The 26,182-nt window shown below is 57.2% G+C and carries 26 protein-coding genes and 1 tRNA gene; 16 read left to right on the top strand and 11 right to left on the bottom strand.

The window, feature by feature from the left end:
* Nucleotides 1–81: 81 nt before the first annotated feature.
* Nucleotides 82–531 carry a DoxX family protein gene (locus tag FY152_13580; protein ID UXS33077.1) on the bottom strand — a complete coding sequence of 150 codons (450 nt, stop codon included), beginning with the start codon at nt 529–531 and terminating at the stop codon, nt 82–84.
* A gap of 133 nt (nt 532–664) precedes the next feature.
* On the opposite strand from FY152_13580, the gene FY152_13575 reads away from it, so the two are divergent.
* Nucleotides 665–970, top strand: a complete 306-nt coding sequence (locus FY152_13575; protein UXS33076.1) for a SelT/SelW/SelH family protein — start codon at nt 665–667, stop codon at nt 968–970.
* Nucleotides 971–1,090: 120 nt separating this feature from the next.
* Nucleotides 1,091–1,177: transfer RNA gene (locus FY152_13570), tRNA-Leu, on the top strand.
* A gap of 242 nt (nt 1,178–1,419) precedes the next feature.
* Here FY152_13570 and FY152_13565 read toward each other — a convergent pair.
* Nucleotides 1,420–1,830: a hypothetical protein gene (locus FY152_13565; GenBank protein ID UXS33075.1), complete on the bottom strand. Its 411-nt coding sequence runs from the start codon at nt 1,828–1,830 to the stop codon at nt 1,420–1,422.
* 413 nt (nt 1,831–2,243) lie between these two features.
* Between FY152_13565 and FY152_13560 the strand changes: the two genes are divergently transcribed.
* The 9 genes from FY152_13560 (at nt 2,244) to FY152_13520 (ending at nt 11,150) form a co-directional block, all read left to right on the top strand.
* Nucleotides 2,244–2,432, top strand: coding sequence for a Flp family type IVb pilin (locus FY152_13560; GenBank protein UXS33074.1), 189 nt, complete (start codon nt 2,244–2,246; stop codon nt 2,430–2,432).
* 123 nt (nt 2,433–2,555) lie between these two features.
* The gene (locus FY152_13555) at nt 2,556–3,068 is read left to right on the top strand and encodes a peptidase (protein ID UXS33073.1); all 513 of its coding nucleotides are present in this window, start codon (nt 2,556–2,558) and stop codon (nt 3,066–3,068) included.
* A 114-nt stretch (nt 3,069–3,182) separates the two neighbouring features.
* On the top strand, nt 3,183–3,989 hold the full coding sequence (gene cpaB, locus FY152_13550) for a Flp pilus assembly protein CpaB (protein ID UXS33072.1): 807 nt from the start codon (nt 3,183–3,185) through the stop codon (nt 3,987–3,989).
* Nucleotides 3,986–5,563 (top strand): type II and III secretion system protein family protein, encoded by a 1,578-nt coding sequence (locus tag FY152_13545; protein ID UXS33071.1) that lies wholly within the window; start codon nt 3,986–3,988, stop codon nt 5,561–5,563. The genes cpaB and FY152_13545 overlap by 4 nt, the downstream gene beginning before the upstream one ends.
* Before the next feature lie 56 nt (nt 5,564–5,619).
* A complete protein-coding gene (locus tag FY152_13540; protein UXS33070.1) occupies nt 5,620–6,309 on the top strand; it encodes a pilus assembly protein CpaD in 690 nt (229 codons plus the stop codon).
* Nucleotides 6,310–6,343: 34 nt separating this feature from the next.
* Nucleotides 6,344–7,627, top strand: coding sequence for a CtpF protein (locus tag FY152_13535; GenBank protein ID UXS33069.1), 1,284 nt, complete (start codon nt 6,344–6,346; stop codon nt 7,625–7,627).
* 34 nt (nt 7,628–7,661) lie between these two features.
* Complete coding sequence (locus tag FY152_13530; GenBank protein ID UXS33068.1) at nt 7,662–9,134, top strand: CpaF family protein; 1,473 nt, start codon at nt 7,662–7,664, stop codon at nt 9,132–9,134.
* A 15-nt stretch (nt 9,135–9,149) separates the two neighbouring features.
* Nucleotides 9,150–10,154, top strand: coding sequence for a type II secretion system F family protein (locus tag FY152_13525; protein ID UXS33067.1), 1,005 nt, complete (start codon nt 9,150–9,152; stop codon nt 10,152–10,154).
* 9 nt (nt 10,155–10,163) lie between these two features.
* Nucleotides 10,164–11,150, top strand: coding sequence for a type II secretion system F family protein (locus FY152_13520; protein ID UXS33066.1), 987 nt, complete (start codon nt 10,164–10,166; stop codon nt 11,148–11,150).
* 76 nt (nt 11,151–11,226) lie between these two features.
* Here the strand turns inward: FY152_13520 and FY152_13515 are convergent, their stop codons facing one another.
* A complete protein-coding gene (locus tag FY152_13515; protein ID UXS33286.1) occupies nt 11,227–11,937 on the bottom strand; it encodes a tetratricopeptide repeat protein in 711 nt (236 codons plus the stop codon).
* A gap of 256 nt (nt 11,938–12,193) precedes the next feature.
* Between FY152_13515 and FY152_13510 the strand changes: the two genes are divergently transcribed.
* On the top strand, nt 12,194–13,588 hold the full coding sequence (locus tag FY152_13510; GenBank protein ID UXS33065.1) for a leucyl aminopeptidase family protein: 1,395 nt from the start codon (nt 12,194–12,196) through the stop codon (nt 13,586–13,588).
* A 63-nt stretch (nt 13,589–13,651) separates the two neighbouring features.
* On the opposite strand, the gene pncB is transcribed toward FY152_13510, so the two are convergent.
* The 7 genes from pncB to FY152_13475 all read right to left on the bottom strand — a co-directional run bounded on the left by pncB (nt 13,652) and on the right by FY152_13475 (nt 20,473).
* Nucleotides 13,652–14,956 carry a nicotinate phosphoribosyltransferase gene (gene pncB, locus FY152_13505; protein UXS33064.1) on the bottom strand — a complete coding sequence of 435 codons (1,305 nt, stop codon included), beginning with the start codon at nt 14,954–14,956 and terminating at the stop codon, nt 13,652–13,654.
* A 158-nt stretch (nt 14,957–15,114) separates the two neighbouring features.
* A complete protein-coding gene (locus FY152_13500; GenBank protein ID UXS33063.1) occupies nt 15,115–15,474 on the bottom strand; it encodes a hypothetical protein in 360 nt (119 codons plus the stop codon).
* Nucleotides 15,475–15,569: 95 nt separating this feature from the next.
* Nucleotides 15,570–16,421, bottom strand: coding sequence for a C40 family peptidase (locus FY152_13495; GenBank protein UXS33062.1), 852 nt, complete (start codon nt 16,419–16,421; stop codon nt 15,570–15,572).
* Nucleotides 16,422–16,438: 17 nt separating this feature from the next.
* On the bottom strand, nt 16,439–16,783 hold the full coding sequence (locus FY152_13490) for a winged helix-turn-helix transcriptional regulator (GenBank protein ID UXS33061.1): 345 nt from the start codon (nt 16,781–16,783) through the stop codon (nt 16,439–16,441).
* Between the two features lie 366 nt (nt 16,784–17,149).
* A complete protein-coding gene (locus tag FY152_13485) occupies nt 17,150–18,256 on the bottom strand; it encodes a DUF475 domain-containing protein (GenBank protein UXS33060.1) in 1,107 nt (368 codons plus the stop codon).
* A gap of 292 nt (nt 18,257–18,548) precedes the next feature.
* The gene (locus FY152_13480) at nt 18,549–19,466 is read right to left on the bottom strand and encodes a DMT family transporter (protein UXS33285.1); all 918 of its coding nucleotides are present in this window, start codon (nt 19,464–19,466) and stop codon (nt 18,549–18,551) included.
* Between the two features lie 125 nt (nt 19,467–19,591).
* Nucleotides 19,592–20,473, bottom strand: coding sequence for a LysR family transcriptional regulator (locus FY152_13475; protein UXS33059.1), 882 nt, complete (start codon nt 20,471–20,473; stop codon nt 19,592–19,594).
* A gap of 106 nt (nt 20,474–20,579) precedes the next feature.
* Between FY152_13475 and FY152_13470 the strand changes: the two genes are divergently transcribed.
* The 3 genes from FY152_13470 to FY152_13460 all read left to right on the top strand — a co-directional run bounded on the left by FY152_13470 (nt 20,580) and on the right by FY152_13460 (nt 24,435).
* Complete coding sequence (locus FY152_13470) at nt 20,580–22,076, top strand: CoA-acylating methylmalonate-semialdehyde dehydrogenase (GenBank protein ID UXS33058.1); 1,497 nt, start codon at nt 20,580–20,582, stop codon at nt 22,074–22,076.
* A 228-nt stretch (nt 22,077–22,304) separates the two neighbouring features.
* A complete protein-coding gene (locus FY152_13465; protein UXS33057.1) occupies nt 22,305–23,375 on the top strand; it encodes a DUF898 domain-containing protein in 1,071 nt (356 codons plus the stop codon).
* Nucleotides 23,365–24,435, top strand: coding sequence for a M48 family metallopeptidase (locus FY152_13460; GenBank protein UXS33056.1), 1,071 nt, complete (start codon nt 23,365–23,367; stop codon nt 24,433–24,435). The genes FY152_13465 and FY152_13460 overlap by 11 nt, the downstream gene beginning before the upstream one ends.
* A 48-nt stretch (nt 24,436–24,483) precedes the next feature.
* On the opposite strand, the gene FY152_13455 is transcribed toward FY152_13460, so the two are convergent.
* Entirely contained in the window at nt 24,484–25,548 is a 1,065-nt protein-coding gene (locus tag FY152_13455) for a Fe(3+) ABC transporter substrate-binding protein (GenBank protein UXS33055.1), read from the bottom strand.
* A 158-nt stretch (nt 25,549–25,706) separates the two neighbouring features.
* On the opposite strand from FY152_13455, the gene rirA reads away from it, so the two are divergent.
* Nucleotides 25,707–26,180 carry an iron-responsive transcriptional regulator RirA gene (rirA, locus tag FY152_13450; GenBank protein UXS33054.1) on the top strand — a complete coding sequence of 158 codons (474 nt, stop codon included), beginning with the start codon at nt 25,707–25,709 and terminating at the stop codon, nt 26,178–26,180.
* The last annotated feature ends 2 nt before the right edge of the window (nt 26,181–26,182 follow it).

Here is a 26,182-nt window from a genome sequence, read left to right as displayed (position 1 = left end):
AACCCACCTTCACCATGAGAAAACCGGTTTTTCAAGTGGCGCTACATCGTCAACAGGACAATAGGCCCGGCCTGATCCGCCTCAGAACTCCCGTGACAGTCTCGCATCGGCGGAATGCCTGTTGCCACCGCGTACGGCAAAGAACAGGAAGATCGCCGCCCAGAGAATCGACTTTTCCGCACCGCCCAGGCCTTCCGCCTTTACGATGCCGTGGAAATAGACCGTTACCAAAAGGACGATCATGGCGGCAAATGACGCCGGCCGTGTGAACAGACCGATAGCCACCAGAATGCCACCGAAAAATTCCGTGGCGGCCAAGAGGGGCGACCAGAATATGCCGGGATAAAAACCAAGGCTCTCCACCATGCCGACCGCCCCGAAAGGATTGACGATCTTGCCAAAGCCATGGGTGACAAGCAGAAGCCCGGCCGTGACACGCAGGATGGTCTCCACCAGGTCATGTGTCGAGTTATAGAGCGGTGCGACCGCCGGAACGAAAAGACGCTCACGATTATTATCGAACTGGGCCATAGGATCTCCACGTTTCAGCCTTCGATGGCTTATCTGTTTGCAAAGCAGCATGATAAGAACAAGCGTGCGCCCGGTAAAAACATGAGTATTATAGTTGACATTATCGTGACCGGGCGTTGAAGGAGACATGATGATGACCGAGACCAAACCCCGAATCAGCATTCGCTACTGCACGCAATGCAACTGGCTGCTTCGTGCAGGCTGGATGGCACAGGAAATCTTACAGACCTTCGCTTCCGATGTCGGCGAAGTCAGCCTTGTTCCTTCAACGGGTGGCCAGTTCGAGATCGCCGTCGACGGCGAAACCATATGGGAGCGCAAACGCGATGGTGGTTTTCCCGGCGCAAAAGAACTCAAACAGAGAATCCGCGATGTCATCGACCCGGAGCGCGACCTCGGTCACGTCGACCGGACGAAGCATGAAGGGCTCGACAATTGACGCGGCAAAATGTTTCAACAGCCCGCAACCAAGTTTTTTCCCTTTAAAATCAATGATCGTCATAAAAGTTCAAAAAGTCTGTTGACACCGGGCGGCTGCCCTCGTACATCGCTCTCCGTCGCCCAGATGGCGGAATTGGTAGACGCGCCAGCTTCAGGTGCTGGTACTCGAAAGGGTGTGGAGGTTCGAGTCCTCTTCTGGGCACCATTCCATTTTTGATCTTAGCCAGATCAAATACTTAAACGAAAAAACTGCAACATATAGTCCTCCTGCAAAACGCCGGAGAACATGTTGCGGTTTTTCGTTTTGCTGACGATCAGCACCAATTTTCCCTGCAAAAAATGCTGCTGATAGCGAGCGCCAGGCCTCTGCTATTTTGACATGATGCGTGCCATCCCCGGATGGGGCATTATTGACCAGTTCAGCTTTGAAACGGAACTCGAGACCCGTTACGGCTGGGCGTCTTTGTCGCCGCTGTTTTGCGAGTGCTGCTCACAATTTGGCGTACAGGAAAGCACTGTCCGCTCGGTCTGGCGAAACACGCGAACCGTGTTGCCCTCATCGATGGAAACGAGAATGCGTTCATCCACGATCGGATTGCCTTCCGCATCGAGAAGAACGAGATTTGTCGTGCCGAAACTACGGCCGGTAAGAACGATCGTGGTGGCGTCGGCAACTGTTGCATCGGCGACCTTCGAGTTGCCGACGATAACCTTGCTCACGGGACGATCGAGGCGAAGGACACGGGCGTGATTCATCGACACACGCAATATGTCCTCCTGGGCAAAAACGGGTTGCAGCGCCCCTGCCAGAATGACGGACACGCCGACCACAATTTTCGCCAGTTTTCCGGATGACACTCGTTTGGCCCCTGCTCACTACCCGCACTCTGATGCCACATAGGATGCGGGGTTTTAGTGAATGAAGCGTTAAATGACGAAAATGTGCGATACGGGCGGTAACCATGTGTAATTGAAGTCATTTTCGACCCCGTCCATCTCGCGTCAAAACTGAACACATATGTATCATTGAGAGAGCGCTTTTCCCGAAATGGAAAACAACTTGTCGCGGCATATATTTGTTTCTCAGGAAATATAAAAATACAAGAAATACTTTTTATCTTTATTTACCAAAAGAAACTCATCCCGACGTTTACTTTGGATTAATCGTTTTTTTTAAGCGCTTGGAAATTGCTCGGCTGTAGTTTGAACCCAACCGAACAACGGAAAACAGTTGTCGGCGTGCTGAACCAAACAAGAGTTAGGAGATACTCATGACCAAGATTTTTGCTCGTTTCCTCAAGGACGAATCTGGCGCCACGGCAATTGAATATGGCCTGATCGCCGCCCTGCTTTCCGTTGCCATCATTGGCGGCGCCACAACCGTTGGCACCCGTCTGAATGCGCTCTTCACCAGCATCGGAACGAAGATGACGACTGCTGCGACCGAAGCGGCAAAGTAAGAGCTATTTAGCTTAATCTGGTGGCCGCTCCTGAACCGAGCGGCCACCTTAGCCGTTTGTCACTATGGTTGTTCCAACATTTGCCACTACCGTAAATGCTAAATCCCTGACGGAATTAACCACATGATCGTAGCCGCAATTTTCCTGATATTGCCTCTGTGCCTCGCCTTTGCCGCGCTGAACGATCTCTTCAGCATGACCATACCCAATAGAATATCGCTTGTACTTCTATTGTCTTTTATCGTGGTCGCACCGTTATCGGGCATGGACTGGCAAACTTTCGCAATGAGCCTCGTGGCGGGCGCCGCTGTCCTCTTCGCCTGTTTTGCGCTGTTTGCCGCCAACGTCATGGGCGGTGGAGACGCAAAGCTACTCACGGCTGCGGCTGTGTGGTTCGGCTTCAACGCCGCACTCGCTGAGTTTCTGCTAGCGGTAACTTTTATTGGCGGTGTGTTAACACTGGGCATCCTGCTCTTGCGATCGCGATCGCAGGAAATAATGGCGGTGGGTATTCCGATCCCGGATTCTCTCCTGGTAGCAAAAAAAATCCCCTATGGTATCGGCATCGCTATAGCTGGGCTTTTGACCTATGGTGAAGCACCACTTGTAAAAGCAGCCATCGCCAGTCTTTCTTGAGCGAAGCCAGGTTAAAGGCCTGTTAACTACAAATCCAAGCATAATATTAACCATAATTATACCAATCGCACGCCATCCTGAGGGGAGAAAATTTGATTCCCTCAAGGATCGGGCATGAAACCGTCGCGTATCGTCATTCTCTCCGTTGCCCTTGTCGCTGCCGGTCTTGCAGGTCTTGTCGCCATGCAGATTTCCGGCACCAAGGAGGTCATTGAAAAAGCGGAAACGATCATCCAGAAGGAGCCGACGGTCAACGTTCTCGTTTCCTCGGTCAATCTTCCCGTCGGTAGCCGCCTGAATGACAGTTCTATGCGCTGGACGCCCTGGCCGCAGGGTAATGTCGTTGATAGCTTCATAACCGAAACCAAAAGCCCGAACGCGATCACCGAACTCACGGGCGCCGTCGTGCGGTTACCTCTGTTCGAGGGCGAACCGGTGCGTCCGGAAAAGGTCGTAGACTCCAGCACCCGCATTATGTCTTCGCTTTTGCCAGCCGGCAAACGCGCCGTAGCCACGGAAATTTCCGTCTCGACCGGCGCGGGCGGCTTCGTGCTGCCGAATGACCGGGTTGACGTCATCATGGTTCGCAAGGGCGATAACGGCAACTTCCTGACCGAGAACGTCTTGAACAATGTCCGCGTTCTGGCAATCGACCAACAGATCAAAGAGGGCGAAGACGGTATTTCCGCCGTCGTGGGTGCGACTGCAACCCTGGAACTGACGCCTGAGCAGGCGAAGATCATCACTGTGGCGCAGCAGATGGCCGATCGCCTCACGCTTGCTCTGCGCTCGATCGCAGATGCACAGGAAAACGATACGCTTTCAGCGGACTATCTCCTCAACGGCGGCTCCGGCCAGCCGGAAATTCAGGTGATCAAATCCGGCTCAATCGTCAAGGGCAATCAGGGAGCGTCACAATGACCGAGGGGTTCATGGCGAGACACTTAAAAAGACACCTGCGTTCATCAATGGTGGGTGGGCTTGCGTTCTGCGTGGCTTTTTCAGGCATTCCGGGAAGGCATTCGCCTGAATTCCTGCGTCTCGGCGAGGCTGTGGCACAAAGCGCCAGCATCGTACGGATCACCGAAAGCGGCACAGGTATTCGTAAACGCCTGAAACTCGGCCTCAACAAGGCGCTGGTCATTGACCTGCCGGAGGATGCTCACGACATTCTTGTTGCCGATCCGAGTCTCGCTGATGCCGTCACTCGCACGTCCAGACGGATTTATCTCTTCGGCAAAGCCGTAGGACAGACCAATATTTTCATTTTCGGTGAGGGTGGTCGCGAAATTGTCAGCCTCGACCTCGAGGTGGAACGAGATATTGTCGGGCTGGAAGCCAATATTCGTCGCTTTATTCCCGAATCCGACATCAAGGTAGAAATCGTTTCGGATAACATCGTTCTGACCGGTAGTGTGCGCACGCCGCAGGATTCAGCGCGCGCCGTACAGCTTGCCGAAGCCTTTCTGAAAGGCGGCGAAGCCACCACACGCAATATATCGCTGACCGGTGGTGACAACGGCGGAGATGCGGCGATTTTTGCTGAAAACCGTCAAGTATCGCAAATCGTCAATATGCTGACGATCGAAGGCGAAGATCAGGTGACACTGAAGGTGACCGTCGCCGAAGTCAGCCGACAGGTGTTGAAGCAACTCGGCTTCAACGGCTCCATCTCGACAAGCAATAACGGCTTCGAGTTCTCAAATCCGTCCAATCTTGGAAATGCAATTAGCACTGCCTCGCGAATAGCCAGTGGTTCGATCGGTTCCGGCTCGCTCAACTTTGCTAGCTATCTCAACGCCATGGAGCAGGCGGGCGTCGTGCGCACCCTTGCCGAACCCAGCCTCACCGCCATCTCCGGCGAACAGGCAAAGTTCTATGTGGGGGGAGATTTCCGTCTGCCCGCGGACCAGGAAGTCTCCATCGACAAAGACACAAACCAGCAGACCATAACGCGCACGACCGATACGGTTGACTATGGCATCACGTTGAACTTCAGGCCGGTTGTGCTGTCGCCCGGGCGGATCAGCCTTAAAATCGAGACCAATGTTTCCGAACCAACCTATGAAGGCAATGTTGTGACCGGAAATGCGGGCCGTAACATCCCGGGCACCACCTATATGTCTATTCGCAAGCGCGAGACCTCCACAACGGTCGAGCTTCCATCAGGTGGCTCAATCGTCATCGCCGGTCTGGTTCAGGACAATATCCGTCAGGCCATGTCGGGACTTCCGGGCATATCGAAAATCCCGATTTTCGGCACGCTTTTCCGCAGCAAGGATTTTCTCCGTAACGAGACGGAACTGGTCATCATCGCGACGCCCTATCTGGTGCGACCTGTCGCGCGCAACCAGATCGCCCGGCCGGACGACAACTTCAACCCGGAAAATGACGCCGCCATGTATTTCATGAACCGTGTCAACAAGGTCTATGGCCGGAAAGATCAGGTTCAGGCGGCCCCTTATCAGGGTTCAGTGGGGTTCATCTACAAATGACGGCACGCGCGCTAAATCCCCTCTTCAGAACAAGCCCGGTGGTGGCAGGAAACATCATGCAGGAAACCTCTTCCTCTTTTTCCCTTAACCTGTCCGGTAGACGCGCCGGTCTCGTCGCCATCATCGCGCTCGCTGCGGGGTTGTTGCAAGGCTGCGCACGCGATCCCTTGACGACCAATGCCATCCCCGACGACTACCGTACACGCCATCCGATCACCCTGTCGGAAGCCGAACATTCTCTGGATATTCCGGTTTCGGCGGGCGACAGCCGGCTGACCACGGCAATGGCGGACAATGTCCGCGGTTTCGCGCAGAATTATGCGTCGATGTCGACGGGCGTTATCAATATCCAGACACCATCGGGATCAGCCAATTCGGCGGCAGCCTCAAGGATGGCGAAACAAATCCGCTCGACGCTTTCAGGCGCCGGCGTGTCCTCGGGCAAGATCGTGGAGACACGTTACGCCGCATCTCCGAACGGCGACGCTGCCCCCATTCGTTTGAGCTATGTGGCGGTCACCGCCATGACCGGGCAATGCGGCCAGTGGCCCGAAGACCTCTCGGATAACACTTTCGCCAACAAGAACTGGTACAATTTCGGGTGCGCCTCCCAGAGCAATCTTGCGGCACAGGTGGCCAATCCCATGGACCTCGTTGGTCCGCGTGGCATGAGCCCGATCGATGCGGAGCGTCGTGCGGTGGTCATCGACAACTATCGGCAAGGCAAGAATACGGCGTCGAACTGATGCTATTCCAACAATGGTCACGGCAGGAAAGACGATGAGCGCGGTAGAGTACGATATAAAATCAAGCGACGGAGCAGAGCCACAGCAGTCGGTCCGGGCTGCGGATATGGATCGCCTGCGGCCGCTGCCGCGTATATCCATTCACGCTTTCTGCGTCAGCGACAGCATGCAGGGTGTCATGGACGCATTGTCCGGCGACAGGCGCATGAGCAAGGTTACCCTGCGGGTGACCAAAGGTGACATCAATGCAGCGGCGACGATGTTTTCTGCCTCGCCCACTCCCAATCTGATCGTTCTCGAAACGGCAGGTCCACCGGCTTCGCTTCTGGACGATCTCGCCCCTCTGGCCGAGGTTTGCGACCCCTCCACCCGTGTCATCATCGTCGGCCGGCACAACGACATCACGCTTTATCGCGATCTCATCCGTAACGGCATTTCAGAATATCTTGTCGCCCCAATCAACATGGCCGATCTATTGGCCTCGATTGCGACGATCTTCGTAGATCCGGAGGCCGAACCGCTCGGTCGCAACATCGCCTTCATCGGCGCCAAAGGCGGGGTGGGCTCGTCGACGATCGCGCACAATTGCGCTTTTGGAATCTCCACCCTGTTTTCCACCGAGACCATTCTGGCAGACATGGATCTTGCCTATGGCACGGCCAATATCGATTTCGATCAGGATCCCGCCCAGGGCATGGCGGAAGCGGTGTTTTCGCCAGAACGGCTGGACGAGGTGTTTCTCGACCGTCTTCTGACGAAATGTTCCGACCATCTGTCACTGCTGGCGGCACCGTCTCTCCTCGACAGGACCTATGATCTCGATCGTCAGGCTTTTCTGCCGATCCTGGAGGTTCTGCAGCGCAGTGCGCCGGTCGCGGTTCTCGATCTTCCCCACCAATGGTGCGACTGGACGCGGGCAGTGCTGGCGGAAGCCGACGAGGTCGTGATCACGGCCGTTCCGGACCTCGCAAATCTGCGCAATACGAAGAACCTGTTCGACGCGCTGATAAAACTGAGGCCTAACGACAAGTTGCCCCACCTCATTCTCAATCAGGTCGGCATGCCGAAACGTCCGGAAATCTCTCCGGCGGATTTTCTCGATCCGTTGGAAATCGAGCCGATCGCAATCATTCCATTCGATACCCAGCTGTTCGGAAATGCCGCCAATAGCGGGCGCATGATCAGCGAGATGGATGAGAAATCCCAGATCGCGGAAACTTTCTCGCAGATCGCCCATACCATCACCGGCCGTGCCGTCCTGCGCAAAAGCAGGCGCGGCGGCCTGGACAAGCTCAAGAGTATTCTCAAGCGCAAATAGGTCTTCTCTTTCGCGCCTATAGACGGAAACGCCGATGTTCGGAAAACGGGGGCCTGAAGGCCCAGCCAGAACCACAAAGCCGGATTTTGTTGCACCCGCCGTTGCGCAGGTGTCGGCTGTATCCGAGCCGCGACCTTTGGCGATAGATACTCTGGAGCCGGGCCAGTCGCCAGCAACGCGACAGGCACAGGCGGCCGCACAGTCGCCGCAGAAAAAACGTGCCCGTACGGAAGATTATTACAACACCAAAAGCCAGGTGTTTTCCGCACTCATCGACACGATCGACCTTTCGCAGCTCGCCAAGCTCGATGCGGAGAGCGCGCGCGAGGAAATCCGTGATATTGTCAATGACATCATCACGATCAAGAGTTTCGCGATGTCCATCGCCGAGCAGGAAGAACTGCTCGAAGACATCTGTAACGACGTTCTTGGATACGGACCGCTGGAGCCGCTTCTCGCACGCGACGATATTGCCGATATCATGGTCAATGGTTCCGGCCAGACTTTCATCGAAGTTGGCGGCAAGACCATCGAATCCGACATTCGCTTTCGTGACAACAGTCAGCTGCTCTCCATCTGCCAGCGCATCGTCAGTCAGGTTGGCCGACGCGTGGATGAATCGAGCCCGATCTGCGACGCCCGCCTGCCGGACGGCTCGCGTGTCAACGTCATCGCGCCGCCGCTCGCCATTGACGGTCCGGCGCTCACCATCCGAAAATTCAAGAGGGACAAGCTGACGCTTGACCAGCTCGTGCGCTTCGGGGCGATCACACCCGAAGGCGCGACATTGCTCAAGATCATCGGTCGCGTCCGCTGCAATGTCGTTATCTCGGGTGGCACAGGCTCCGGCAAGACCACACTTCTCAACTGCCTGACAAGCTTCATCGACAGGGATGAACGTGTCATTACCTGCGAGGACACCGCCGAACTGCAACTTCAGCAGCCACATGTGGTGAGGCTGGAAACACGTCCGCCGAATATCGAAGGCGAAGGCGAGATCACCATGCGTGATCTGGTAAAGAACTGCCTTCGTATGCGTCCTGAACGCATCATCGTGGGCGAAGTGCGTGGACCGGAGGTATTCGACCTTCTGCAGGCCATGAATACCGGTCACGACGGCTCGATGGGAACGCTCCACGCCAATACGCCGCGCGAATGCCTCAGCCGTATCGAATCGATGATCGCCATGGGCGGCTTCACTTTGCCGGCGAAAACCGTCCGCGAAATCATTTCAGGCTCGATCGACATCGTCGTTCAGGCCGCGCGCCTGCGCGACGGTTCACGTCGGATAACGCAGATCACCGAAGTGATCGGCATGGAAGGCGACGTCATCGTGACCCAGGACCTGATGCGATACGAAATCGAAGGCGAAGACGCTCACGGCAAGCTGATTGGCAAACACGTATCCACGGGTATCAGCAAGCCCCATTTCTGGGATCGCGCGCGTTACTACGGTGAGGAAAAACGTCTGGCGGCCGCGCTCGATGAAATGGAAAAGACATCCTAAGGGAAGGCGAACGCCATGGACCCCACAATCGTATTGCTGGCCGTACTCGTCGCCATTTCGGCGGGAGCGCTGGCTTACGCCTTCCTTTTCCAGCAGATAGAGGTCGAGAAGAAAACCACAAACCGCGTCAAAAGGGTAAAGGCGGCCGAAACCGATCATACGAGTATCAAAGCCGCGCGTGACCGGGTTCAAGAACTCAGCAAGCGTCGCAAGTCCATGCAGGACAGCCTGCGCGACATGGAAAAAAAGCAGGATGAAAAAGCAAAAAAGGCAAAGAATGTCAGCTTGCGCGACAGGCTTGTTCAAGCCGGTCTGCAGATTTCGGTCCGGCAATTTCATTTACTGAGCCTGGGCGCGGCAATCTTCGCTTGCCTTATGTCCATTCTTTACGGGTTGTCATTGCTCATCGCCCTGCTTTTGGGAGCGGTCGTGGCACTTGGGTTGCCGCGGTGGGTATTGGCGTTTCTACTCAAGCGCCGGCAGAAAAAGTTCCTTGAGGAGTTTCCGAATGCACTGGATGTCATGTGCCGGTCGATCAAATCCGGCCTGCCACTGAACGACGCCGTGCGACTGATCGCATCAGATGGTCAGGAACCGGTGAAAGCAGAGTTCCAGCGCGTGGTCGATGCGCAGCAGGTCGGCATCAGTATTCCACAGGCAATCGAGCGCATGATGCTGACCATGCCGCTCTTCGAGGTCAGCTTCTTCGGCACCGTCATCAACATTCAGGCGCAGGCGGGCGGCAATCTTTCGGAAGCATTGTCGAACCTTTCGAAAGTTTTGCGCGACCGCAAGAAGATGCGCGCCAAGGTAAATGCCCTTTCGATGGAGGCAAAAGCGTCGGCAGTCATCATCGGCGCGCTGCCTTTCATCGTTATGCTATTGGTGCATTTCACGTCGCCCGACTATCTGTCGATTCTCTTCTCCGACCTGCGGGGGCACATCATCCTCGGCGCATCCGGCATATGGATGCTTATCGGGATATTCATCATGCGCCAAATGATCAATTTCGATATCTGAGGGCGCGCGATGACAGAAAACCTTTTTGCAAGCCTGACAAATCCGCAAACGATCATCGCCATTTTGGTGACGCTTGCTGTTTTTGCGACCCTCTACACGCTCATCATGCCGTTCTTCGAGCGGAAAGACTTTGCCAAACGCATGAAGGCCGTATCGTCAGAACGCGATTTCATCCGCAGCCGCGAGCGCGAGCGTCTCGCGACCAGCACCAGAGACGGCAAGGCCTCCCTGCGTGGCAATAACAACCAGTCCGCACGCCGCATTGTCGAAAAATTCAACCTTCAGGAAGCACTTGCCGACAAGAATACGATGAACAAGCTGCGTGCAGCAGGTTTTCGTTCACAGAATGCACTCAACACCTTTCTTGCCGCGCGATTCTTGCTGCCATTTGCTTTTCTTGTCGTGGCCTTCATCTGGGTTTTCGTTCTCGGAAACCTTGCCGAGAAGGCTTTTGTCGTCAGGCTGATGGCTGTTCTACTCTTCGGTTACATCGGTTTTTACGCGCCGAATATCTACGTTTCCAACGCAATGTCAAAGCGGCAGGGTTCGATCCGGCGCGCTTGGCCGGATGCGCTGGATCTGATGCTGATCTGTATCGAATCCGGTGTATCGATGGAGGCCGCGATGCGCCGTGTCGCGGAAGAGATGGGCGAGCAATCCCCCGAACTGGCGGAGGAAATGATGCTGACGACAGCCGAGCTTTCCTTCCTGCAGGACAGGCGAATTGCACTTGAAAATTTTGGCATGCGCACGCAGCTGGACGGTGTCAAAAGCGTGGTGCAGGCGCTTATCCAGGCGGAACGATACGGCACGCCGCTGGCTCAGGCGCTGCGCGTTTTGGCACAGGAAGGCCGCGACGAGCGTATGAACGAAGCCGAAAAGAAAGCTGCGGCTCTGCCGCCGAAATTGACCGTGCCGATGATCATATTTTTCCTGCCGGTGCTTATCGCCGTCATTCTCGGCCCGGCGATCATACGGGTTCTCGACACATTCTGAAAAACAAAGGCCGCCCAACAAATTGAGCGGCGATCTGTTGTCGGCCAGCACACGGATTGAGGCACATAAGAGCGGATCAACCGGCTGGCTTATTGTCTTTCTTCGCCAGTTGCTGCCAGGAATTCTGCTGCGACAGCATCGCGCGCAGATAGCCCAGATTTGCCTGCGCCTGCTGCGGCGAAAGTTCCTGAACCGCGATGCGCTCGGCCTCGGCAAAGCGGCCCTGGAGACCGACGACGAGCGCGAGGTTCTGGCGGACGCGGCTGTCCGCACCCGGCTGTGCGATGGCGGATTGCAGATATGTCTCGGCCGTGCGGGGATCACTCGACAAAACATAGGACATGCCGAGGTTTGAAAGCACGCTAGGATCGTTCGGCTTCAGGTCGAGCGCCTGCCGGTATCTGGCACGTGCTTCGTTGGAGCGACCAAGCTGATCAAGCACGGCGCCTTCGGCGGAATAGAGCCGCCAGTCGGGGCGGTCAGGCGTCTGGGCTCTCTGGATGGTCGAAAGGGCCTGTTCGAGCTGACCTGAAGCGGCCTGCGCCTTGCCATAGGCGGCAAGCACCTCGCGGTCAGCCGGGTTGGCGATGGCAATCTGCTGCATCACGGCAAGGGCCTGCGTGTTCTTGCCGGTCATCATCAGCATATTGGCATAATTCATGCCGATGGATTTGTCTTTGGGGCTGCGCTCATAGGCTTTGCCGGCGCTCTCTTCCGCCTGCCGCAGCTGGTCCATGTTCATCTGGTCATAGGAGCGCGTGGCCGCGGGAATGGAGCCGGTCGACATGCGGTCCGGCTTGTTGGTGCTTGCGCATCCGGAGACGGTTAAAACAAGCGCTGCGAGACATACACTCCGCAGCAACCCTGTCCGGCCTGTCTCACCCAAAGAAAAAGCAGTCATGGCAGCGCCCCCGCCCGAGAATTATCGATCTTGCGCCCGACATACGACAGACTCACATGACGCAACTTTCGCTAAAGCAATAATCTGTTAACCCTAACAGAGCGTTAATCGCACCGATTCTCGACAGTTACGAAAGCAGACCATGGCGCCCTATCAGTTCATCGAACGCCCGACCCCTTTCAGCTCAAAAGCCGGCAGCACCCTGCCGGTTTTCGCCGTCACGCCAGCCCATATCGAACAGGGTGCCATTGATCCTGTTGCTTTGGACTGGGCGAAAAAAGCGGGTTTCAAGGCAGAGGCAGGCGCCATTTTGCTCGTTCCCTCCTCCGATGGTTCGCTGGGCGGCGTCCTTCTCGGGCTTGGCGGCAATCCGTCCGAAATCCCCTTCATCACCGGCAAACTCGCCCGCGAACTGCCGGAAGGTGAATGGCATATCGAGACCGCGCCATTGACGGCCAATCGTCTGGCGCTCGGCTTCGGCCTTGGCAGCTACCGCTTCGACAAATACAGGACCACCAAGACCAGCGGGGCAAAACTTCTCATTCCGCAGGATGCCGAAGACGGCGAGATCAAGCGCATTCTGGCGGGCGTTTTCCTGGCCCGCGATCTCATCAATGTTCCGGCCAACGACATGGGGCCGGACGAACTTGAAATCGCTTTCCGTGCGCTTGCGGCCCATTACAAGGCGAAGGTGAGCGTTACCACCGGTGACGATCTGCTGAAGGAAAATTTCCCGCTGATTCACGCCGTTGGCCGCGCCAGCGAAAGTGCGCCGCGCCTTCTTGAGATGAACTGGGGCAAGAAGGGCAATCCGCGCCTGACGCTCGTCGGCAAGGGCGTCTGCTTCGATACCGGCGGTCTCGATATCAAGCCTGCCGCTTCCATGGCCCTGATGAAGAAGGACATGGGCGGTGCTGCCAATGTTCTTGGCCTCGCGCTGATGATCATGGATGCGAAGCTGCCGATCGATCTGCGCGTGCTCGTGCCCGCCGTTGAAAACTCCATCTCCTCCAATGCCTTCCGTCCTGGCGACATATACAAAAGCCGCAAGGGGTTGACGGTACAGATCGACAATACGGATGCGGAAGGCCGTCTCGTTCTGGCGGATGCGCTGGCCTATGCCGACGAGGATGCACCGGACCTGATGATCGACATGGCAACGCTGACAGGCGCCGCCCGCGTCGCTCTCGGCCCGGATTTGCCGCCATTCTATACCGACGACAGTGATCTGGCCCATGATATCGCCGAAGCCAGCATCGATACCGACGATCCCCTGTGGCGCATGCCGCTCTACATGGGCTACGACAAGGATATCCGCTCACGCGCGGCCGATATTACCAATGCGCCCTCAGGCGGCATGGCGGGATCGATCACCGCCGCCCTGTTTCTCAAGCGTTTCGTCACCAACACAAAGCGCTGGGCGCATTTCGATATTTACGGCTGGTCGCTCAGCGAGCGGCATCACTCGTCGATCGGTGGAGAAGCGCAGGGTATCAGAGCGCTCTTCCATTACATCGCCCACCAGTTTGCGAAGTGAGCCTGTTACACTATTGATCTGAACAGTTGCGGGCGCTTCGTGAAGCGGAGCGCCCGGTCTCGATCACACCAGGACCTTTTGTTCCTTGTGATCTTCTTCGCCGAAGAACTTCAGATAACGTTCCACTTCGGCCGGCTCGCCCGTCGCCTTTTGCGGGTTGTCGGAAAGCTTCACCGCAGGCCGGCCATTGGCGTCGCTGACCTTGCAGACGATGGAGATCGGCTTGAGGCTGGCGATGGTCTTGGGCGCGCAGCCGGCAAAATCATTCGTGAGGTTGGTGCCCCAACCAAAGCTCATGCGCACCCGGCCTTCGAAATGCCTGTAGGTGTCGATGATGGCGTCGACATCCAGCCCGTCCGAGAAGATCAGCATCTTCTTGCGTGGGTCGCGGCCCATCTTCTGCCACCAGTCGATGATCTTTTCCCCGCCTTCGATGGGCGGTGCGCTGTCGGGACGGAAGCCCGTCCAGTCCGCTACCCATTCCGGCGCGTTGCGCAGAAACGCCGCCGTGCCGAAGGCGTCCGGCAAGACGATCAGCAGGTTGCCGCCGTAAAGACGGTTCCAGTCCTTCAGAACCTGATAGGGAGCGGCGGCCAGTTCCTCGTCGGTCTGCGCCAGCGCCGCAACCACCATCGGCAATTCATGCGCATTGGTGCCAACGGCTTCGAGATCGGAATCCATGGCGAGAAGAACATTGCTCGTGCCGGTAAAAGCGGGTCCGATGCCTTCCTTCAGCGCCTCGACACACCAGCGCTGCCACAGGAAGCTGTGGCGGCGGCGAGTGCCGAAATCGGATATGCGCAGGCCTGGCAGTTCCCGCAGCCGCTCGACCTTTTCCCACATCTTGGCCTTTGCACGGGCATAAAGGACGTCCAGCGTGAAATAACCAAGTGAGCGCATGGCGCTGCGCGAGCGCAGCTCGTTGATAATCGCCAGCGCCGGGATTTCCCAGAGCGTCGTGTCCATCCAGCGACCATGGAAATTCAGCTCATACTGCCCGTCGCGTTTGAAAAGCTCATATTCCGGCAATTGATAGCTCGAAAGCCAGGAGAGGAATTCCGGCTCGAAAATCTGTGAACGGCCGTAGAATGTATTACCCGCGAGCCAGATGTTTTCTTTCTTGGAGAGCCGCAGGGTGCGCGCATGATCGAGCTGCTCGCGCAGTTCCATCTCGTCGATCTCTTCGGCCAGCCGCACAGTCTTGGTGCGATTGATCAGGGAAAATGTCGCGTCGACTTCCGGATAGAGTTTCCAGATCATCTGCAACATCAGGAGTTTGTAGAAATCCGTATCGATCAGGCTGCGGACGATCGGATCGAGCTTCCAGGTGTGATTGTGGACACGGGTTGCTATATCGGTCTTCGTCATGCTTGCATTCCCCAGCATCGGCCCAGAACATCGGCAGGGCCGACGTCACCCCGCACCTCGACAGCTATTATCAGCCTGTCATGTCAAAGATTTATCTGAAAAAGCGACAACAAGTCCAGAGTGCGGGCGTCGCAAACGCCGCTTTAAGTCATATTACTTCAGAAGGTCGGGTCGACGGGATTGATGCCAGGATACCAGTCTTTGGAGACGGGATTTCTGCCGCCAAAGCTGGAAATGCCGTTTTCATCGGTGCAGCGGTAACCCTGAACGGGAAGCCCACGGCTGCCGAAAACATCACGGTGCGGACCCCTGGCATATCCAGTCACTCCAAGTTCGCTGTGGCAGGTGTAACGGACTTTAGGTTGCAGCGTTCGCGGGTCCTTCACGCCGGGCAAATTCGCGTAGGCGTCGGGCGCGGGAGCAAAACCGTTCTGATAAACAGTCTGCGCCTCGGCGGAAGCGCTCAAGAGAACCGCCGCGATAACCGCTGCCAATCGTGTTGCCGTTTTTGTTTTCATCGATGCCGGTCCCGTACCATCACACATTCGATGTAGGCTCTCGGCAGCATTCGCACAAAGGGCGAGGCAGGCACAATTTCGTGAAAAGCTTCCCCTCAGCTTTCCAGACGCCGGAAAGCCGTCGGCTTTTCATAAAGCCAGCCGATACGCTCGATGGCCGCATCGAGATTTTCGCGCGCGACATTCATCGTATGGCCATTGGCGTGCAGCAGCGTTTCCTCATTCTCCATGAGGCCGACATGGCCCTTCCAGAAGACCAGATCGCCGCGGCGCAATTCATCACGTTCGATCTCCAGGCCAAGCGATTTCACCTGCATGTCGGTATCGCGCAGAACCCGGCGGCCCGTCATCGCCATGGACAATTGCACGAGGCCGGAACAATCAATGCCGAAGCCGGAGCGTCCACCCCAGAGATAAGGCGTTTCGATAAAACGTAGCGCCACCGCCACATAGTCTTCTTCAAGAGCCGCATCGGTTTCCCGGCAATGGGCGGCGATGACACCCTCGCCTTTTTCGGTCAACAGATAACGGGTGCCGCGTGTTTCCGCCTCACCGACGATCCGGATCAGGCTTCCCATGGACAAGGCAGCAACGGGCGGCTTGCGCAATTCGGCGGAAGGATAGAGGAAGGTGCGCGGCGCAACCACCCGATGGGTAGCGGCGACCACATCGCCGATCACCGTCTCGGGCACATAACCGGCATAACCATCCGCATCCGCCTGCACCCAGGCCCAGCCATTCGCCCGGTCGAAAACGCGCACGGTTTCGCCAAAGAGGAGCTCCGTATCGATACCGGCAGCAAGGTCGGGCGTTGGCCGCAGACCGGTCACGGGGGCGGTAATCTGTGCCGCGGTGCCGGTTACAAAACGTTCGGCCTGGACCAAACCTTGCAGTTTCTCGTCGGCCAGATCGGAGCGGAAGACATTCAGGCGGCGGTCGAGCATCATGGGTTCACATCCAGGGGTTAGATCTTGCGCGCCTGATCAATAATCAGATCGCCGAATTTTTCCAGATAGAGCGCACCTGCCACCGTGCGTTTTATCACAACATTACGCTTGTCCCGCTCGTCACGCACCCTGTCAACCAATCCCAGCGCCCCGAGACTGTCGAGTGCGCGGGTGATGACCGGCTTGGTCACGCCCAGCATCGCGGCCAGTCCACGAACAGTATGGGGCGGCGGCACGAGGTAAATCTGCAGCAGGATCGCGGTCTGACGCAAGGTCAAATCCGGCGCATCGGCCGTTACCTGCGCCGTGGATACACGATGCCAAAGCCCAAGGGCCTCCGTAGGCGAAAGTTCTGCAGGCAAAAGGCTAAACCTTCCAGTCGTTGTCCCACCGTTTTCATTCAACCGGAAGCAAAACTCAAGAACCATACCGCACAAACAAAACCGCCGCGCCTTCGCAAACCTTTAAGGTCGCGCGGCGCGGCGGTATTTATCGACCCGTTTTCCGGGCTTTAGTGTCCCCTCTGGACTTGCAATGTGAGATGCAGGAAGCGTGCCAGTTTTATTGCGGCGCACAAAAGAGAGCAGAAACAGGCCTTTAGAAGGCAAATCAGCTTTACAGTTTAAATTTTACGCAAAGAATAAATGGCAACAAAAATAGGCAACGCAAGATTCAATGCCTAAAAACTGCCTTCCGCCTCAGCGGCGGAAGGCAGGGATCATCGCTGATCAGATTTCTGCGCCGCGTGCAGCGTCAACCGCATCGGCGCTTTGCTGCCGGTTATGCCGGATCGACGACCAGAGCGAGATGCCGATCAGGGTCGCACCACCAAGGCCGGTAATGACCTCCGGTATATGGAACATGGTCTGGACATACATGATGACCGACAGGATAAGGATCGCGTAGAAAGCGCCGTGCTCCAGATAGCGGTATTCGGCAAGCGTTCCCTTTTCCACCAGCATGATCGTCATCGAGCGCACATACATGGCGCCGATACCGAGGCCGATGGCGATGATGAACAGGTTCTGCGTAAGCGCGAAGGCGCCGATAACGCCATCGAAGGAGAAGCTCGCATCGAGCACTTCGAGATAAAGAAACGCACCGAAGCCACCCTTTGCAGCGCCTTCCAGCACTTCCTGGCTGCGATCGAGAATACCGCCGACGACTTCCACCAGCAGAAAGGTCAGAAGACCCCAGATCGCCGAATGGAAGAAGGTATTGGCCGCGACCGGACCGAGCTCCGGATTGTCGCTGGCGCCGATGATGCGGGAGAAGATCAGCATGACGACCAGCACGAAGGCGATCTCGATGCCCTTGACGGAGGAATAGACCGCAGCCTTTTCCTCGATCCAACGCACCCAGTGCACGTCCTTTTCATGGTCGAAGAAGAAGTTGAGGCCAACCATCATCAGGAAGGTGCCACCGAAAGCAGCGATCGGCAGATGGGCGTCACGCATGATCTCGGAATAACGTTCCGGCTCCGTGGCGGCCATGACGAGCGCCGTCCAGGGGCCGACATTCGCGGCAACGACCACGATCAGCAGCGGGAAGACGATACGCATGCCGAAAACGGCAATCAGAATACCCCAGGTCAGGAAGCGATGCTGCCAGACCGGCGTCATCTCCTTGAGCTTGTTGGCGTTGACGATGGCGTTGTCGAAGGAAAGCGAGATTTCCAGCACGGCGAGCACCGCACAGATGAAGAAGATCGTCGCCGTGCCGCTGACCGTTCCGGTCATTTCCCAGCCGAGATAGCCGCCGAGGATGAGACCGACGACGGTGACGATAAAAGCCCACTTGAAGTAGGACAGCGTGGTTTTCTGGGCGGCGCTCATGTCCGGTTACCTCCGGTAACGAGAGCGATAGCGGACCGACGCGAGGCGTCAGGCCGCACGCAGAAAGTACGCGCGCGAAGCACATTCAGGTTTTTCATAGTTTTTAATCCGCCGGCCAATTTTTGCAGGCGGTACCGACATCGCGAGAGCGCCGTAAAACTCTCGCCAGAGGGGCCCGGCACCTTTGTTTCCTCTGCCCTTGCGAGACAAATCATCGCAGGGCCCCTTCTTACTCCCTGAAGATCACGCCTTCGTCAAGTCCCGTGAGTGTAACAACGGCGGACAAGAAAGATCAAACCTGCTCGGCAGCCAGTCCTTCGGCGGTTTCGCGACGGCGTTTGAGCGTATTTTCGCGGAAGAAGATATAGAGGCCGGAGAGAACAATCAGGCCCGCACCGACGACGATACTCGTCTGGGGCACATCACCGAAGAAAAGCCAGCCGAAAATCACCGCCCAGAGCAGCAATGTATATTGCAGCGGCGCGACAGTGGCGGCGTCCGCGAGTTTCAGGGCCCGGTTGACCAGTACATGCGCCGCCATGGCGACCACGCCGAGCAGGCCGAGAAACGCCAGATCGAAGCTGGACTGGACCGGCAACCAGCCGGATGGCGTGACGAACACCGCAACAATGCCCGCAAGGGCGGCGCCGATGATCTGCCAGAAGGCGAGTACGGTATCCGGCGTGTTGCGCAGCTGGCGTCCGGACAACATCATGAAGGCAAATGCGGCGCTGCCGAGAATGGAGAACAGCGCGGCGGAGGTGAGGCTTGCCGAACTTGGTTTCAGCGCGATAAGAACGCCGACAAAACCAATGGCAATGGCCGTCCAGCGACGCCAGCCCACCTTTTCCCCAAGCAGAAACGGCGAGAGCGCCGCCACATAGATCGGGGCCGCAAGCCAGTAAGTCATGACGTCGGCCAGCGGCAGGCTCGCAACGGCGAAATAGAAACAGAAAAGCTCGGCTGTCGAGAAAAATACGCGGGCCACCTGGAGAAATGGCCGCTCGATTTTCACGAGGCCGGGAAGACCGGCTCGCCAGACAATCGGAACGAGGATGACAAGGGCCGCAGCACTTCGGATCAGGATAACCTGACCCTGGCTATAGGTGGAGACGAGCCATTTTCCCATGGCATCGTTCAATGCAAAAAGCAGCATTCCAAGCAGCATGACGGCCACGCCAAGGCCAGTCGGCGACAGCTTTCTTATCATATTCGACATGTCAGATTCCGATTTCTCCCAATGGCTGCATTGGTCGTTCACCCAACCATGCCTTGTCAAGCCCGGAGCCATCGGACTCACACAATAATATTACTAATAGATCGGGAACGTCGGTTTCAGGTGAAGATTCGCCGTTCTTCGGCTACGAGTTCCTGAAGAAAATCGACCACGGTGCGGACCCGAACCAATTGGCGGGCGGACTCGTGATAGGCCGTCCAGTAGGACCGGCTGATACCGAGATGTGGCATGATCCGCAGAAGTTCGGGATATTGCCCGGCGATGTAATTATGCAGGATACCGATACCGGCGCCGGAGCGCACCGCCTCCGTCTGGCCTGTGGCGCTGGAGATTTCAAAGGCGGCATCCCAATCGCGCATGATCTCGCCGGTGTAGTTCAGGGAGGGTGAAAAGATCAGGTCCTCCACGTAACCGATGCGGCGATGGCGCTTCAGTGCCTCGACATCCGCCGGCGCTCCGTATTCAGCGAGATAGGCCTCCGATGCGTACAGCCCCAGCGAATAGTCGGTGAGTTTTGAAAACATCAGCCTGCCCTGCTCCGGCCTTTCGATGGTGATGGCGATATCGGCCTCGCGCTGCGACAAGGAGAATGAGCGCGGCACCGGCACAAGCTGGATCTTCAGCTCGGGATACCGTGCCGTGAGCCTGCCAAGCCGAGGCGCGAGAAAGGACACGCCGAGACCATCCGGTGCGCCGATACGCACCGTTCCCGCCACAGCCGTATCGACCCGGCCGAGATTTGCCTGGGCGTTCAGCATTTCGGTTTCCATGCGCTCGGCCCCGGCAAGAAGGCGCTGGCCTTCTTCCGTCAGCTCGCAGCCATTGGTGCTTCGCAAAAACAGCTGCGTGCCGATGGCCGCTTCCAGTGCGGAAATGCGCCGGCTGAGGGTGGCATGGTTGACGCCAAGCTTTCTCGCTGCCGAAAGAAACTGGCCGCTTCGCGCAACGCTTAGAAACAAACGCACATCATCCCAGTTCACGGCACCCTCTTTATGTCTATTTTTGCACAATGGATGCTTATTTCAGGCGATTGATTTGTGCAAATCGAAAGGTAATGCTGCGCCATCACATTCTGGAGGAAAACCCATGAAGGAAATCGGTCATTTCATTAACGGCAAGCATGTGCCCGGTACCAGCGGCCGCACATCGAATGTCTACAACCCGGCCACCGGCGAAGTGCAGGCAACCGTTGCGCTTGCCAGCGACGCCGAACTGCGCGCCGCCGTTGAAAGCGCCAAGGCGGCGCAGCCCAAGTGGGCGGCCACCAACCCGCAGCGCCGCGCCCGCGTTTTCTTCAAGTTCGTCGAACTTCTGAACCGCGACATGAACGAGCTGGCTGTGCTGCTCTCCAGCGAGCACGGCAAGACCGTCGAGGATTCCAAGGGCGATATCGTGCGCGGCCTTGAAGTCTGCGAATTCGTCTGCGGCATTCCGCATCTGCAGAAGGGTGAGTTCACCGAAGGCGCCGGCCCGGCCATCGACATGTATTCGATCCGCCAGCCGGTCGGCATTGGCGCAGGCATTACGCCGTTCAACTTCCCCGGCATGATCCCGATGTGGATGTTTGCGCCGGCGATTGCCTGCGGTAACGCCTTCATCCTCAAGCCTTCCGAGCGCGACCCGTCGCTGCCGATCCGTCTTGCCGAACTGATGATCGAGGCCGGTCTTCCGGCTGGTATTCTCAACGTCGTCAACGGCGACAAGGGCGCTGTCGACGCCATCCTGACCGATCCGGATATCGGCGCTGTATCCTTCGTCGGCTCGACGCCGATCGCCCGCTACGTCTACGGCACAGCCGCCATGAACGGCAAGCGCGCGCAGTGCTTCGGCGGCGCGAAGAACCACATGATCATCATGCCGGACGCCGATCTCGATCAGGCGGTGAACGCACTGATGGGCGCGGGTTACGGTTCGGCCGGCGAGCGCTGCATGGCCGTTTCCGTTGCGGTTCCGGTTGGCGAAGAGACGGCAAACCGTCTCGTTGAAAAACTTATCCCCCAGATCGAAGCATTGAAGATCGGCCCCTATACCGACGACAAGGCCGATATGGGCCCGCTCGTCACCAAAGAAGCGCAGACGCGCGTCAAGGGCCTGATCGACAGCGGCGTCGAACAGGGCGCGAAGCTTCTGGTCGATGGCCGCGACTTCAAGCTGCAGGGCTATGAGGACGGCTATTTCGTCGGCGGCTGCCTGTTTGACCACGTCACTCCTGATATGGACATCTACAAGACGGAAATCTTCGGACCCGTTCTCTCCGTCGTTCGCGCCAAGAACTACGAAGACGCGCTGGAACTGCCGATGAAGCATGAATATGGCAACGGTGTCGCGATCTACACCCGCGACGGCGATGCCGCCCGCGACTTCGCAAGCCGCGTGAATATCGGCATGATCGGCATCAACGTTCCGATCCCGGTTCCGCTTGCCTATCACTCCTTCGGCGGCTGGAAGGCTTCGAGCTTCGGCGACCTCAACCAGCACGGCACGGATTCGATCAAGTTCTGGACGAAGACCAAGACGATCACCTCGCGCTGGCCGTCCGGTATCAAATCGGGCGCTGAATTCGTCATGCCGACGATGAAATAAGCCGACACGCCCCGAAATGCTAAAAAGCCCCGCTGTTTTCACAGCGGGGCTTTTTTGATTAAAAAGATAACTAGAAAAATCAAGTTTTCTCCTGTCAAAATAATTCCACTTAAAGCTGTTATCGCGTAAGAGTGCCGTTGCGGCGTGGGGACGCTGCCAACCGACGAATAACGGGGAAGCTTGCAAACTCAATCTGCCCGGAGAGGGGCATGCCATGAGGGATTATTTATGAGTGACATCTCTGTCCGTGCGGATCAGCGCGGGATCGAACGCGGCTCCTTCACCGGAAACGCGAAGGAATATTTCGGAATCTGGATCGTCAATATCCTTCTGACGATCATCACCATCGGCATCTATTCCGCCTGGGCGAAGGTGCGCCGCAAGCGTTACTTCAACGGCAATACCGTGCTTGCCGGCCGCGCCTTCGGTTATCACGCCACCGGCGGACAAATCTTCAAGGGCCGCCTGATCGCCTTTGCCTTCATCGTCATCTCGCAGCTTGTTGGCCTCATCCATCCGTTTCTGGTCTTCCTGCCGTTGATCCTGCTGATGATCTTCTTTCCCTGGCTGATCACACGCAGCATCCGTTTTAATGCGCGGGTGACGAGCTATCGCAATGTGCGCTTCGATTTCGTCGGTACCGCCGGCGGGGCTTTCGTTTCCATTCTGCTCGGCGGCCTGGTCGCGCTCTTTTCCTTCGGCATTCTGGCGCCTCTGGCCAGCCGTTGGGCGAACCGCTACATTTTCAGCAATCTGCGTTATGGTGATCGCCCGTTCACTGCCGATCCCAAGATCGGCGCGCTTTACCGGGTCTGGATCATTCCCGCCATCATGGTGGTGATCGGCAGCGTCGTGGTCGGCTTCTTCGGCATTGCTGCCTTTGCCGCCAACAGCGCGATGCTCGAAGATGAGACGACTGCCATGGTGACTGCGCTTGCCTCTCTCTATATCGGTCTTTTTGGCGCATTTCTCGTCTATGGCCTTGCCGGCGTGGTTTATCGCACCGGTGTTCGCAACGTCGTCATCTCGTCCATGTTGCTTGACGGAAAGCACGACCTGCACAGCGACCTTCACCGCGGCCGTTACCTCTGGATCGTCATCTCCAACCTGATCGTCACCGTTTTCACCTTCGGCCTGATGCGGCCTTGGGCGGCGGTGCGCGAGGCGCGTTACACCGTCGAGCGCACGGCAATCCGTTTCAACGGCGATGTGGGCGAGGTACTCTCCTCCATGGAGGCGACGGGTGCGGCCGTCAGCGCCGAATATATGGATATGGAAGGTTTCGAATTTGGTTTCTGATACCGGAGAAACCGTTTCGGGCGAGTGGCATGCCGCTCGCTCAAACCTTTCGAGCGCCGCCAGGTTAAAACTTGGCGGCACTGTCCTTCTCGTGCTCGACGCCGGGGACAACCATGTCAGAACCCAGGCCGAGATAAATACGGTTGAGATCAGCCATCGGGTCGGGGCCATTCCCCGCGAGCTGCACTTTCCTGACGGCTCGCTCTTTGAAACACGCGACAATGATGGCGTGGACCGGCTGCTCGGCCGGCACATCACGAAACGTGCCGGCTTTGTGCATTGGCTGGAACAATTTCGCCCGCGGCTGGTCGGCATCGCGGCCGCGGCCGTTCTTCTCGCCTACAGTACCTACAAGCTTGCTCTTCCGGCCCTCGTGGAAGTGGCGGTTGCCGTCACGCCGCCAATCGTTCCGCAGGTCATGTCGGCCAGCACGCTGCAGGCCTTCGACAAGACGGTGTTTTCTCCGAGCGCCCTGCCGCAGCCGGAACAGGACGCGATCCGTTCAGACTTCGCAAAGATCGTCGCCCATGCTGAAGGCTCGCCCGAGGACTACAAGCTGAATTTTCGCGAAGGCGGCTATATCGGCCCCAATGCTTTTGCGCTTCCGGACGGCACCATTGTTCTGACGGATGAGCTGGTGGAGCTGGCCGGTGACGACAGGCAGATGATCATCGGGGTTCTTGCGCATGAAATCGGCCATGTCGAATATCAACACAGCCTGCGGCAGCTCTATCGCGCCGCCGGCGTCGCCGGTCTCGTCATGCTGATTGCCGGCGATGTCGGTTCGGCCATGGAAGATATTCTCACCCAGGGCGGCGGCCTTCTGGCTTTATCGCATTCGCGCGACGCCGAACGGCAGGCCGACCAGCGCTCCGTGGAATTGATGCGCAAGGCCGGGTTGGATCCCACCGCGATAGAGCGTTTCTTTGCGCTTCTTGAGGAAAAACTCGGCGACAAGAGCGGCACCAGCATCGTGTCCACCCATCCCGGTACGCCGGAAAGGCGCAAGGCTATCCTCGACTACAATGCGTCTCTGGACGAAAAGCCGGCGGGAAATTGACCCGCCGGTATCCCGATCCTCAACCGATCTCAGGCATGAAGAAAGGCCTCAATTGGTTGGGCCGTCGTTGAAACCGACTTCATCCACCAGCTCGGATGCCTGTTTGCGATGGGCGGCGATATCCGTCAGCGGCAGCTTGTCCGGATTAATGGGGCCGAAGCCCTTCACCACATCGGAAGGCTCCGCGCCGGGCAGGACCGGATATTCGAAGACCTGCTTGGCATAGATTTCCTGTGCTTCGCGCGAGGCGAGGAATTCCATCAGCTTCAGCGCATTGTCCTTGTTGGGCGCGTATTTCGTCAGCGCCATGCCGGAAATATTCACATGCGTGCCGCGATCACCCGCATTGGGAAAGATCACCCGCACCGATCCCGCCCATTCCTTTTCTTCCGGCTCGCGGTCGTTGGTCAGCATCAGGCCGACATAATAGGTATTGCCGAGCGCAATATCGCACTCGCCTGAAAAGATCGATTTTGCCTGGCTGCGGTCGGTTCCGTCAGGCTTGCGCGCCAGGTTGTTCTTCAGGCCGGTCAGCCATGTGCGGGTATAATCAACGCCGTGGTGGGCGATCATCGAGGCGATCAGCGCAATATTGTAGGAATGCTGGCCGTCGCGAATGCAGATCTTGCCCTTCCATTTCGGATCGGCGAGCTCCTCATAGGTGATGTCCTTCTGGGTCACCCGTTCCCTGGAAGCATAAACAACCCGGCCACGCGTCGTCAGGCCGAACCATTCGCCCTGCGGATCGCGCAGATTGGCCGGAATATCCTTCTCGATGACGGGATCGTTCAGCACCGGCTGCGTGACACCGCCTTCCTTCGCCTCGACGAGACGGGCAATATCGACCGTCAGCAGAATATCGGCCGGCGAATTGACCCCCTCGGCCTGAATGCGCTCCACCAGTCCCTTATCGAGGAAAAGAACGTTGGTCTCTATGCCCGTTTCTTTCGTGAAGGCATCGAGCAACGGCTGGATCAGCTCCGGCTGTCGATAGGAATAGACGTTTACCTCACCCTCCGCAAAAGCGGCGGGCGCGGCCAGAACCATCGTCAACCCGGAAAAAACGGCAGCGGAAAAACATGATTTCAAGCTTGCCATTACGAATGCCTCCATTACATTCAGATTCTTGACTTGTTTGTTCATGAATCATCGGGCCGGTCAACAAGGCCGTTCGAGAAATATCGGATGGATGCCAGTTTTTTCAGTTTCTGGAATTGTTCTAAACTGAAAAAGAGACTATATAACTCCACATTGAGAGTTAGGAGACCAGCATGCGTTTGACCAAACAGACCAACTATGCCGTTCGCATGTTGATGTATTGCGCCGCGAATGAAGGTAAGCTGAGCCGCATTCCGGAGATTGCACGGGCTTACGGCGTCTCTGAGCTGTTCCTTTTCAAAATTCTGCAGCCGCTCAACAAGGCCGGCCTGGTGGAAACCGTGCGCGGCCGCAATGGCGGCGTGCGTCTTGGCAAGCCTGCAGAAAAGATCAGCCTGTTTGACGTGGTGAAGGTGACGGAAGACAGCTTTGCGATGGCGGAATGCTTCGAGGATGGCGCTGTGGAATGTCCGCTTGTGGACAGCTGCGGGCTGAACTCAGCACTTCGCAAGGCGCTCAATGCCTTCTTTGACGTGTTGACGGAATATTCGATCGACGATCTCGTCAAGGCACGGCCGCAGATCAACTTCCTGCTCGGGATCGATACGGAAATGCCGAAAGTTGCCGCTCCTCTGCCGGCTGCCTGATC

This window comes from Agrobacterium tumefaciens (assembly GCA_025560025.1).
Taxonomy (GTDB): Bacteria; Pseudomonadota; Alphaproteobacteria; order Rhizobiales; family Rhizobiaceae; genus Agrobacterium.
This window is presented reverse-complemented; position numbering and strand designations above follow the sequence as displayed.

Excerpts from the sequence above, each read along its gene's own strand:
- FY152_13525 (UXS33067.1), top strand. The coding sequence starts at position 9,150 with ATGGACCCCACAATCGTATTGCTGGCCGTACTCGTCGCCATTTCGGCG.
- FY152_13520 (UXS33066.1), top strand. The coding sequence starts at position 10,164 with ATGACAGAAAACCTTTTTGCAAGCCTGACAAATCCGCAAACGATCATC.
- FY152_13510 (UXS33065.1), top strand. The coding sequence starts at position 12,194 with ATGGCGCCCTATCAGTTCATCGAACGCCCGACCCCTTTCAGCTCAAAA.
- FY152_13495 (UXS33062.1), bottom strand. The coding sequence starts at position 16,421 with ATGATGCTCGACCGCCGCCTGAATGTCTTCCGCTCCGATCTGGCCGAC.
- FY152_13515 (UXS33286.1), bottom strand. The coding sequence starts at position 11,937 with ATGTCGACCGGCTCCATTCCCGCGGCCACGCGCTCCTATGACCAGATG.
- FY152_13485 (UXS33060.1), bottom strand. The coding sequence starts at position 18,256 with ATGAGCGCCGCCCAGAAAACCACGCTGTCCTACTTCAAGTGGGCTTTT.
- FY152_13470 (UXS33058.1), top strand. The coding sequence starts at position 20,580 with ATGAAGGAAATCGGTCATTTCATTAACGGCAAGCATGTGCCCGGTACC.
- FY152_13575 (UXS33076.1), top strand. The coding sequence starts at position 665 with ATGACCGAGACCAAACCCCGAATCAGCATTCGCTACTGCACGCAATGC.
- pncB (UXS33064.1), bottom strand. The coding sequence starts at position 14,956 with ATGACGAAGACCGATATAGCAACCCGTGTCCACAATCACACCTGGAAG.
- FY152_13535 (UXS33069.1), top strand. The coding sequence starts at position 6,344 with ATGAGCGCGGTAGAGTACGATATAAAATCAAGCGACGGAGCAGAGCCA.
- FY152_13560 (UXS33074.1), top strand. The coding sequence starts at position 2,244 with ATGACCAAGATTTTTGCTCGTTTCCTCAAGGACGAATCTGGCGCCACG.
- FY152_13480 (UXS33285.1), bottom strand. The coding sequence starts at position 19,466 with ATGATAAGAAAGCTGTCGCCGACTGGCCTTGGCGTGGCCGTCATGCTG.
- FY152_13455 (UXS33055.1), bottom strand. The coding sequence starts at position 25,548 with ATGGAGGCATTCGTAATGGCAAGCTTGAAATCATGTTTTTCCGCTGCC.
- FY152_13545 (UXS33071.1), top strand. The coding sequence starts at position 3,986 with ATGACCGAGGGGTTCATGGCGAGACACTTAAAAAGACACCTGCGTTCA.
- cpaB (UXS33072.1), top strand. The coding sequence starts at position 3,183 with ATGAAACCGTCGCGTATCGTCATTCTCTCCGTTGCCCTTGTCGCTGCC.
- rirA (UXS33054.1), top strand. The coding sequence starts at position 25,707 with ATGCGTTTGACCAAACAGACCAACTATGCCGTTCGCATGTTGATGTAT.
- FY152_13580 (UXS33077.1), bottom strand. The coding sequence starts at position 531 with ATGGCCCAGTTCGATAATAATCGTGAGCGTCTTTTCGTTCCGGCGGTC.
- FY152_13555 (UXS33073.1), top strand. The coding sequence starts at position 2,556 with ATGATCGTAGCCGCAATTTTCCTGATATTGCCTCTGTGCCTCGCCTTT.
- FY152_13530 (UXS33068.1), top strand. The coding sequence starts at position 7,662 with ATGTTCGGAAAACGGGGGCCTGAAGGCCCAGCCAGAACCACAAAGCCG.
- FY152_13500 (UXS33063.1), bottom strand. The coding sequence starts at position 15,474 with ATGAAAACAAAAACGGCAACACGATTGGCAGCGGTTATCGCGGCGGTT.
- FY152_13540 (UXS33070.1), top strand. The coding sequence starts at position 5,620 with ATGCAGGAAACCTCTTCCTCTTTTTCCCTTAACCTGTCCGGTAGACGC.
- FY152_13465 (UXS33057.1), top strand. The coding sequence starts at position 22,305 with ATGAGTGACATCTCTGTCCGTGCGGATCAGCGCGGGATCGAACGCGGC.